Raw genomic sequence first — 9674 nt, forward strand, 5'->3', positions numbered from 1 at the left:
TTATGGAGGCAACCCCACCAGCCACACCCCGGCACACAATGTTCCCGCTGTGGCTGCTGCCTTCCGGCTCTGACCAGGTTCACGGGTAATCGTTGCGGGGGGACCGATGGGGTCACCATAACGACGCCCGCCTGACGGCGAGCCGCGCCATTGTACCTATCTGAGACGAAGTTACAACCGTTCATGTGGATTAAAAAAAATGAATGGCTTCAAGGACATGCGTTGAGCTTGAAAAGATCGCAGCCAGCGGCAGCTCCTACAGGTCTTGCAACACCTCGTCCGCCTTGCCGCCTTCACGCTGTATGACAAGGTGAATGAAGTGCAGCTTGGCGATCACCACCGGTGGCAGGACAAAGGGATAAAAATCCGGTTGGCCCATGCTGCGCGACAGTTCGTTGAGCATGCCGGCCAGCTCGATCCAGGCGTTGACGAACGAGAGAAATGCCGCGCCGCCGGGATGTTGCGGGTCGTAGAGGGCATCCAGCGGAAAGGGCTGATAGTCGAAGTCCATTTCCCGGGCACTCATGCCAAACCCCAGCGCGGTATCGACGGCGTCCATCATATGCAGGTAATGAGCCCAGGTTTCCGCCCAGTCTTCCCACGGGTGCATGGTGGCATAGGCACTGACGTACTGCTGCTGCCAGTCAAGCGGCGTGCCCTGTTGATAATGCCGTTCCAGGGCATCGGCGTAGCTGGCGCGCTCATCGCCGAACAATAGGCGAAACGGTTCCAGCCAATCACTCTGGGCGATCAACCGGTCCCAATAATAGTGCCCGACTTCATGTCGAAAATGCCCAAGCAACGTGCGATACGGTTCGTGCATTTGTACTCGCACTTGCTCACGGTGCGCATCGTCGGCTTCGTTGATATCCAGGGTGATCAGGCCATTGGCGTGGCCCGTGGTGGGTGGCTTGCCCTCCAGATCTATACCGATGAAGTCGAAGGCCAGGCCTGCTGCTTCGTCGACCGTCTTGGGAATTACCTGCAAACCCAGGCTCACCAGTTGCGCGACCAGTCGCCGCTTGGCCGTTTCCACTTTGCGCCAGCGCTCGTGGTTCTCGGCGATCGATAAATCAGGAATGGTTCGATTAAGGCTACAGGCAATGCACAACGCATCGTGGTCCTTGGCAGGCAACAGCCAATTGCATGCTGCCGGGGAGTCTAGATTCGCACATCGGCGATACAGGCCAGCCACGCTATCGTCATCAAGCAACCAAGAACCCGGCTGCTCACCCGGTTGCAGTGAACACAATCGACTCAGCTGCGGCTGATAACCCAACGCCGCCGAACAGGCCAGGCACTGACTGTTGCGAAAGAACAGCGATTGCCCGCAGCGACAAGGCCAGACTTTGCTGTTACGTGAACGCTCACCCATGAAGGGCGCGGCGATGCGCGAGCTGAGTTGTTCGAAGAAACGGTACATGATGACCTCTCCCTGGGGCTTGCCAGAGACTAGATCATGGTTGCGGATTGATCGTTCCCGCATTTAAAGCAAAAGATCGCAGCCTGCGGCAGCTCCAGGATTTTGTGTAGGTTCTGCCGAAGGCTGCGATCTTTTGATCTTGCCGGCATCAGGCAGTGATGCCGTGTTCCTTCAGGAAGTCGACGAACGCCTCTTCATCCAGCACCTTCAACCCCAACTCATTGGCCTTGGTCAACTTCGACCCCGCGCCCGGTCCCGCCACCACGCAATGGGTCTTGGCCGACACGGAACCCGCCACCTTGGCCCCGAGGCTTTCGAGCTTGTCCTTGGCCACGTCGCGGCTCATCAACTCCAGCGAACCGGTGAGCACCCAGGTCTGGCCAGCCAGAGGCAGGCCTTCGACGACTTTTTTCTCGCTTTGCCAGTGCATGCCGAAATCAGCCAGCTGTTTTTCAGCCGCTTCGGCAAGCTGGCGATTTTCCTCGATGGCAAAGAACTCACGTACCGAGTTGGCCTGTTTCTCCGGTAGCGCCTGACGCATGTCCAACCAGTCAGCGTCGATGACCGCTTGCAGTGAACCGAACTTGTCAGCCAATTTCTGCGCCCCGCCAGGGCCTACCGATGGAATGTGCAGCTTGTCGAGGAAACCGCCCAGGGTGGTGCTGGCCGCAAACTCGGCGCCCAACTCGCCCTGATCCTGAATCTGCAAACCGTGCTTGAGCAGATCAGCGATCACCTGCTGGTTGTGCGCATCCTCGAAGAAACTGTGAATCTCATGTGCCACTTCCAGGCCGACATCCGGCAAGTACGTGAGCACTTGCGGCAATGCCTGTTGAACCTTCTCCAGCGAGCCAAGGGAACGCGCCAACACCTTGGCCGTCTCTTCGCCGACATCGGGAATCCCCAAGGCATAGATGAATCGCGCCAGGCCCGGCTTCTTGCTGTCCTCGATAGCACTGAGCAGCTTCTTGCTCGACAGTTCGGCGAAGCCTTCCAGGTCGACGATCTGTTCGAACGTCAGCGCGTATAAATCAGCCGGCGAGCTGACCAGACCTTCATCGACCAGTTGCTCGACACTCTTGTCACCCAGGCCTTCAATGTCCATCGCCCGACGGGAAACGAAATGGATGATCGCCTGCTTTAGTTGCGCACCGCAGGCCAGTCGACCGACACAGCGATACACCGCACCTTCGCTGATTGTCTCACGGCCCTTGCTGCGCTTGACCAGTTGCGTACGCTCGACGTGGGAACCGCAGACCGGGCATTTCTCGGGAATCATTACCGGACGCGCATCTTCCGGACGGCGCTCAAGCACCACTTGCACCACCTGCGGAATCACGTCACCCGCACGACGGATAATCACCGTGTCGCCGATCATCAACCCCAAACGCGCGACTTCATCCATGTTGTGAAGTGTCGCGTTGGCTACGGTGACGCCGGCAACCTTGACCGGTTTGAGGCGTGCTACCGGCGTCACGGCACCGGTGCGACCTACCTGGAACTCAACGTCCAGCAGCTCGGTGAGTTCTTCCATGGCCGGGAATTTGTGGGCGATGGCCCAACGCGGTTCACGGGCGCGGAAACCCAGCTCTCGCTGCGAAGCAATGCTGTTGACCTTGAACACCACACCATCGATTTCATAAGGCAACGCGTTACGGCGTTCGCCAATGTCGCGGTAGTACGCCAGGCACTCATCGATGCCGTTTGCCAATTTCAGCTCATGACTGATGGGCATCCCCCAGACCTTGAGCTGTTGCAGGTTGCCGATATGTGTATCCGCGATATCAGTGGAAACCTGACCAATACCGTAGCAGCAGAACTCCAGCGGACGGTTGGCGGTAATCTTCGAATCCAGTTGCCGCAGGCTGCCTGCAGCGGCGTTGCGTGGGTTGGCGAAGGTCTTGCCGCCGACTTCCAGTTGCGTGGCATTGAGCCGCTCGAAACCGGCCTTGGACATGAAGACTTCGCCGCGCACCTCCAGCGTCTGCGGCCAGCCAGTGCCGTGCAACTTGAGCGGGATGTTGCGCACCGTGCGCACATTGACGCTGATGTCTTCGCCGGTGGTGCCATCACCACGCGTGGCGCCGCGCACCAACATACCGTCCTGGTACAACAAGCTGACTGCCAGGCCATCGAGCTTGGGCTCGCAGCTGTATTCCACTGCCGCCCCGTCCCCGAACAGATCACCGGCCGGAAGATCCAGGCCCTCGGTCACGCGACGGTCGAATTCGCGCATGTCGGTTTCTTCGAACGCGTTGCCCAGACTGAGCATCGGCACTTCGTGGCGCACCTGGGTGAACGCCGACAGCGCCGCACTGCCCACTCGCTGGGTCGGCGAGTCGCTGGTGATCAGTTCGGGATTGGCCGCTTCAAGGGCTTTGAGCTCGGTGAACAACCGATCGTACTCGACATCCGGAATACTCGGCTCGTCGAGCACGTGATAGCGATAGTTGTGCTGATCCAGCTCGGCACGCAGCTCTTGAATGCGGTCTTTGGCGGCAGTCATGGGTGTTCTCTCATAAAGCAAAAGAGCAGCCGTGGCTGCTCCTGTTTATCTCATCGTGTTTGAAAGATCGCAGCCTCGTTGCACTCGACAGCTCCTACAGAGGTTGAGTGAAACGAGGTCTGATCCTAACGCTTCTGGGTCAGGGCGCGGCGCTCGAATTCGACGATGCGCTGACGGTAGTGTTCAATCGTCTGGGCGGTCAGTACGCTGCGCTGGTCATCCTTCAGTTCGCCGTTCAACTCCTGGGACAGTTTGCGTGCCGCGGCCACCATCACGTCGAAAGCCTGTTTCGGATGACGCGGACCTGGCAGACCGAGGAAGAAGCTCACCGCCGGGGTGCTGAAGTGGTCGATATCATCCAGATCGAATACGCCTGGCTTGACCGCATTGGCCATGGAGAACAGGACTTCACCATTACCCGCCATGCTTTCGTGACGGTGGAAAATATCCATCTCGCCAAAACGCAGACCGCTTTCCAGAATGTTCTGCAGCAGTGCCGGGCCCTTGAAACCCGCCGCGTCACGGCAGATCACGCTGATGACCAGCACTTCTTCCGCTTGCGGTTGTTCCTTGTCGCTGACCGCAGGGGAGGATTTGGTGTCATCCGGGAAATCGTCGTCACGGCTGCTCAAGGCAGGGCCGCCGTCCAGATCCAGGCTGAGGTTCATGTCGCCCTGCGAAGGCTCGCTGTGAGCACGCTTGCCGCGCTTGGAACCCGAGTCACGCGGCTCGCGAGCCGGCATGCTCACCGACGGCAGGTCGTGCTCGTCCAGTTGCGGTTCCTTGTGGGAATCCAGTACGCGGGACGGGCCCAACAGCTCGGCGCTGGTGTCCTCATCCGGCCCGTTGGACATACTTCGATCAAGACGGAATTTCAGTTTTCCCTTGCCGCCGCGCATCCGGCGCCAGCCATCAAAAAGAATACCGGCAATGACAATAATGCCGATGACGATCAGCCACTCGCGCAGACCGATTTCCATGTAATCCCGTGCCTCTATAAAAAATGCTGAAAAATAAGGGGTTTACAACCTGTAAACCGCTTTAAAACGTGGCGCCAACTCTATGTTCTGACAGGCGTTTTGCCCACGTATACGAAAAATTGACATTAAACTAGCACGACCAAAGGCAACTTTACACCGTCTACAGCCCCGGCTTGCGCGAATATGTCGATTGGCCAGCAAGTCGAAACAAGTAAAAAATATCCTACAGACTACTAATACCTGTCCCACAAGCGGCGAATCAGGCATCCACCATCGCCATCGCCTCCTCGACATCCACTGCCACCAGACGCGAACAACCGGGCTCGTGCATCGTTACCCCCATCAATTGATCGGCCATTTCCATAGCGATCTTGTTGTGGGTGATATAGATGAACTGCACCGTCTGCGACATCTCTTTGACCAGCCGTGCGTAGCGTCCAACGTTAGCGTCATCCAATGGCGCATCAACTTCATCGAGCATGCAGAACGGCGCCGGGTTCAACTTGAAGATTGCAAAAACCAGGGCCAATGCAGTCAGTGCCTTTTCGCCACCAGAGAGCAAATGGATGGTGCTGTTCTTCTTACCTGGCGGCCGCGCCATGATCGTCACCCCTGTATCGAGTAGATCTTCGCCCGTCAGTTCCAAATACGCGCTGCCACCACCGAAAACTTTTGGAAAAAGTGCCTGTAAACCGCCATTGATCTGATCAAAGGTATCTTTGAAACGGTTTCGGGTTTCCTTATCGATCTTGCGTATGACGTTTTCCAGCGTCTCCAGCGCTTCGACCAGATCGGCATTCTGCGCATCCAGATAACGTTTACGCTCGGATTGTTGCTGGTATTCGTCGATGGCCGCCAGGTTGATCGCCCCGAGTCGTGCAATCCGCGCGGCGATGCGTTCAAGTTCTTCCTCGGCGGCTTTTTCGCTGGCCTCGCCCGTCAGCGTTGCGATTACGCCGTGAAGGTCGTAGCCGTCTTCAAGCAACTGGTCCTGCAAGGCTTTGCGGCGCACGGTCAGCGCTTGCCATTCCATGCGTTGCTGTTCGAGCTGACTGCGGATCAGCTGCGATTGTTGTTCGGCCTGGCTGCGGCGCTTTTCAGCATCGCGCAGTTCGCGATCGGCATCTTCCAAGGCGATCTGTGCGGTCTTGAGTTCTTCGTCGACGGTCATGCGCTTGTCGAGCAGCTCTTCGAGCTTCAGGCGCAGCTCTTCCAGCGGCGCCTCGCCCTCTTCCAGATTCAGGCTCAGTTGCTCGCGCTTTTCAGTCAGGCGTTCAGACTGCATTTCCAGACGTTCCAGCGCCTGACGCGTGGAGTCGTGCTGCGCCTTGAGCGAACCCAGGCGTACCGCCAATTGATGGGCGTGATCCTTGTGCTGCCGCGCTTCCTGACGCACTCGATCCAGTCGCTCGCGCAGGCTATCGCGCTGGGCCAGCAGCAATTCGCGCTGTTCGGTATCCAAGGCCATGCTGTCGAGTGCTTCCTGCAACTGCAGGCGCGCTTCGCCAATGTTCTCGTGTTCAAGTTCGCGCTGTTCGCCCAGCTCTTCGAGTTCTTCGTCGAGACGGGTACGACGCAAGGTCAACTGTTCGGCCTTGGCTTTACCGGCCGACAACTGAGCTTTCAATTCACCTTGCTGACGGGCCTCGTCTTGCAGCAAACGACGCAAATGCTCACGACCGTTTTCCTGCTGACGCTGTTGCGCCCGCAGGTTCTGTAATTGGGTTTCCAGAGTTTCGACGGCGGCTTCGCGCTCTTCACGCTCAAGGCCAAGCGCCTGAATTTCCTGGCCACGAGCCAGTACGCCGCTTTCCGCTTCGCTGGCCCGACGCACTCGCAGGAAGTGCCGGCCGACCCAATAACCGTCACGGCTGATCAGGCTTTGGCCGGCGACTAACTGACCGCGCATGGCCAACGCCTGTTCGAGGTTTTCCACCGGTTTGACCTGCCCCAGCCACGGCGACAGATCAATCTGCGCCTCAACCTTGTCGAGCAGGCTACCGGGCACTCGCACGCCATCGCCAGCGGAGCTGAGCAAGCGCAAATCGCCCTGGGCAAAACCGGCCAGATCGAAACCGTTGAAGTCGTCTACCAGCACCGCTTGCAGATCGGCGCCCAGAACGGTTTCCACCGCCAGCTCCCAACCGGCCTCAACTTTCAGGCCTTCGGCCAGGCGCGGGCGATCCGCCAGGTTCTGCTCGCGCAGCCATTCGGCGGTGCCGGTGCCCGGATCGAGCGCGGCTTGCTGCAAAGCTTCCAGCGAGGCCAATCGACCGTTGAGGCGCTGCAAATCGCCTTGGGCCTGTTGTTGCGCCGACAGCGTCTGTTGCAATTGCTGACGCAGTTGCTCGAGCTTTTCGACCTGGGCTTCTTCACTGGTCTGCAAATCCTCGAGCGTCGCCTCGGATTCAGCAAGCTGCTCGCTGAGCGCCATGATCGCTGCGTCTTCCGGGTCCGCCGAGAGCAAGTCTCGCTCTTCGCCAAGACGCTTGTGTCGATCGGCCAGTCGCTCCAGGCTGGTTTCCAGTTGCTGGATGCGTGACTGCTGAACCTCGGCCTGACGCCGCGGTTCGGCGGCCGTCAGGTTGAACGCGTCCCACTGCTCCTGCCAGCCGTGCATGGTGGTTTCGGATTCTTCCAGCGCGGCGGCGGCTTCTTCGGCGGCAGCACTGGTGACTTCCTGCTCGGGGGTGAGCATGTCCAGCTCTTCACCGAGGGTCAGCAGCAATGTGCGGTCGTGCCCCAGGTGCGATTCGGTTTCCAGGCGCGCCCGTTCGGCTTCCTTCAGATCGTCCTGCAGCTGGCGAAGGCGCTGCTGACCGTGCTGGATGCTCTGCTCGACCCGGGCGATATCACCGCCGACCGAATAGAAGCGTCCCTGCACCAGATTGAAGCGCTCGGAGAGATCGTGATGCCCGTCGCGCAGGCGCTCGATGCTGGCATCGGCATTGCGTTGCTCAGCCACCAGGGCTTCAAAACTGATTTCCTGGGTGCCAATGATCGATTCGCGCTGGCCGACCTGATCGTTCAGATCCTGCCAACGCAGGGCCGACAGCTGAGCCTTGAGCTGACGCTCCTCGGCCTTGAATTCCTGATACTTCTTTGCGGCCTCGGCCTGGCGGTGCAAACGTTCGAGCTGACGTTCCAGCTCTTCTCGCAGGTCGGTCAGGCGCTCAAGGTTTTCGTGGGTACGCCGGATGCGGTTTTCAGTCTCGCGCCGACGCTCCTTGTACTTGGAGATGCCCGCTGCTTCTTCGATGAAGTTGCGCAGGTCTTCAGGCTTGGACTCGATCAGCTTGGAGATCATCCCCTGCTCGATGATCGAGTAGCTGCGCGGGCCGAGGCCGGTGCCGAGGAAGATATCGGTGATGTCGCGGCGCCGGCATTTGGTGCCGTTGAGGTAATAGGTGGTCTGGCTGTCGCGGGTCACTTTGCGGCGAATGGAAATCTCCGCATAGGCGGCGTATTCACCGAGCAATGTGCCATCGGAGTTATCGAACACCAGCTCGATGCTGGCCTGACTCACGGGTTTGCGGCTGGTCGAGCCGTTGAAGATGACGTCGGTCATCGACTCGCCACGCAAGTTCTTGGCCGAACTCTCGCCCATCACCCAGCGAACGGCGTCGATAATGTTCGACTTGCCGCAACCATTGGGCCCGACCACTGCCGCCATGTTACTGGGGAAATTCACCGTGGTTGGGTCGACGAAGGACTTGAACCCCGCCAGCTTGATGCACTTTAGCCGCAAGATCAGGCGTCCGTCAGGGCAGAGATCACCAAATCGCAACTGCGCTGGCCGTAAGCCTTCAGCACCTCGCGGATCTGGGCAAAGTCACGTGCCACCACGGCGGCGAGCAAGCGCTCGAACAGTTCGAGGTATTCGCTCATCGACGCCTTGCGCTGGTCCAGGGCGAGGAAATATGCACGGCTCATGGCCGGTTGCAGGTTCTCGACGGTTTCCTGCAAGTAAGGATTGTCAGCGAACGGATACGTGGCGCGCATCACGCTGAAACTGTCGTCGACGAAGCTATGGATGTCCTGGCGCTCGTAGCTGGCGGTCAGGCGCTGTTGAATCTGCACGAACGGCGCCAGGTCGGCCTGGACTTTCCAGTTAGTGGCCACGGCGTTGGCGAGCAGGATGTACATCTCGCTCATCAGCGTGCACAGGCTGCGCACCTTGTGCGCGGTGAGCTCGGTCACATGAGCGCCACGTCGCGGCAGGATCGCGATCAGATGGCGACGTTCGAGGATCAGCAAGGCCTCACGGACCGAGCCGCGACTGACATTGAGGGCCAGCGTGACCTTCTGTTCCTGAATGCGCTCTCCGGGCTTCATTTCGCCGCGAATGATGCGTTCGGCGAGGTGATGCGCGATTTGCTCGGCGAGGCTGTCCGGCGCCTTGAACGTCATGGTTGTCCTTCAAACTCTTCGATCTGCACAAGCGGCGCAGTGTATCGCAATTGATACCCCGTGGCGGAGTGCCTGCCCGGTGGTTTTGGCACGATTCCAGCAAAAAAGCAGGCTGACTCGCCAGGGTCAATAATGAAGAAACGAGCGATTAATCGAGAAAACGGGTTTTCCTGACCTTTAAGTCAGAAAATCATTGACCGAAAAGTCAGACCTGCTAAATTCGGTCACATCGGTTAACAACAATAATGAGTCTGCGAGGCCTTCCGTGATCCAGTTTTTACTAAACCAGGAACTCCGTAGCGAGCACGCCCTGGACCCGAACCTGACCGTGCTCAATTATCTGCGCGACCATGTG

6 protein-coding genes and 1 other RNA gene are annotated in these 9674 nt (G+C 58.8%); 1 reads left to right on the plus strand and 6 read right to left on the minus strand.

Going from position 1 to position 9674, the window contains the following annotated elements:
- Nucleotides 1–12: 12 nt before the first annotated feature.
- The 6 genes from ffs to ACRESJ_RS19005 form a co-directional block, all read right to left on the minus strand.
- Nucleotides 13–109: signal recognition particle sRNA small type (gene ffs, locus ACRESJ_RS18980), an RNA gene on the minus strand.
- Nucleotides 110–256: 147 nt separating this feature from the next.
- The gene (locus ACRESJ_RS18985) at nt 257–1423 is read right to left on the minus strand and encodes a zinc-binding metallopeptidase family protein (RefSeq protein ID WP_431759258.1); all 1167 of its coding nucleotides are present in this window, start codon (nt 1421–1423) and stop codon (nt 257–259) included.
- 148 nt (nt 1424–1571) lie between these two features.
- On the minus strand, nt 1572–3929 hold the full coding sequence (gene ligA, locus ACRESJ_RS18990) for an NAD-dependent DNA ligase LigA (RefSeq protein WP_431759259.1): 2358 nt from the start codon (nt 3927–3929) through the stop codon (nt 1572–1574).
- Between the two features lie 125 nt (nt 3930–4054).
- Entirely contained in the window at nt 4055–4909 is an 855-nt protein-coding gene (gene zipA, locus ACRESJ_RS18995) for a cell division protein ZipA (protein WP_431759260.1), read from the minus strand.
- A gap of 259 nt (nt 4910–5168) precedes the next feature.
- Nucleotides 5169–8657 (minus strand): chromosome segregation protein SMC, encoded by a 3489-nt coding sequence (gene smc, locus ACRESJ_RS19000; protein WP_431759261.1) that lies wholly within the window; start codon nt 8655–8657, stop codon nt 5169–5171.
- 2 nt (nt 8658–8659) lie between these two features.
- Nucleotides 8660–9319: a GntR family transcriptional regulator gene (locus ACRESJ_RS19005; protein ID WP_431759262.1), complete on the minus strand. Its 660-nt coding sequence runs from the start codon at nt 9317–9319 to the stop codon at nt 8660–8662.
- A gap of 265 nt (nt 9320–9584) precedes the next feature.
- Here ACRESJ_RS19005 and ACRESJ_RS19010 point away from each other — a divergent pair.
- A partial coding sequence (locus tag ACRESJ_RS19010; RefSeq protein ID WP_431759263.1) for a hypothetical protein occupies nt 9585–9674 on the plus strand: 90 nt, incomplete at its 3' end.

It is taken from the genome of Pseudomonas sp. (assembly GCF_050739655.1).
Classification (GTDB): domain Bacteria; phylum Pseudomonadota; class Gammaproteobacteria; order Pseudomonadales; family Pseudomonadaceae; genus Aquipseudomonas.

What these genes read in the sequence shown, in the direction of transcription:
- ACRESJ_RS18985 (WP_431759258.1), bottom strand. Translation starts at nt 1,423, where the DNA reads ATGTACCGTTTCTTCGAACAACTCAGCTCGCGCATCGCCGCGCCCTTC.
- ligA (WP_431759259.1), bottom strand. Translation starts at nt 3,929, where the DNA reads ATGACTGCCGCCAAAGACCGCATTCAAGAGCTGCGTGCCGAGCTGGAT.
- zipA (WP_431759260.1), bottom strand. Translation starts at nt 4,909, where the DNA reads ATGGAAATCGGTCTGCGCGAGTGGCTGATCGTCATCGGCATTATTGTC.
- ACRESJ_RS19005 (WP_431759262.1), bottom strand. Translation starts at nt 9,319, where the DNA reads ATGACGTTCAAGGCGCCGGACAGCCTCGCCGAGCAAATCGCGCATCAC.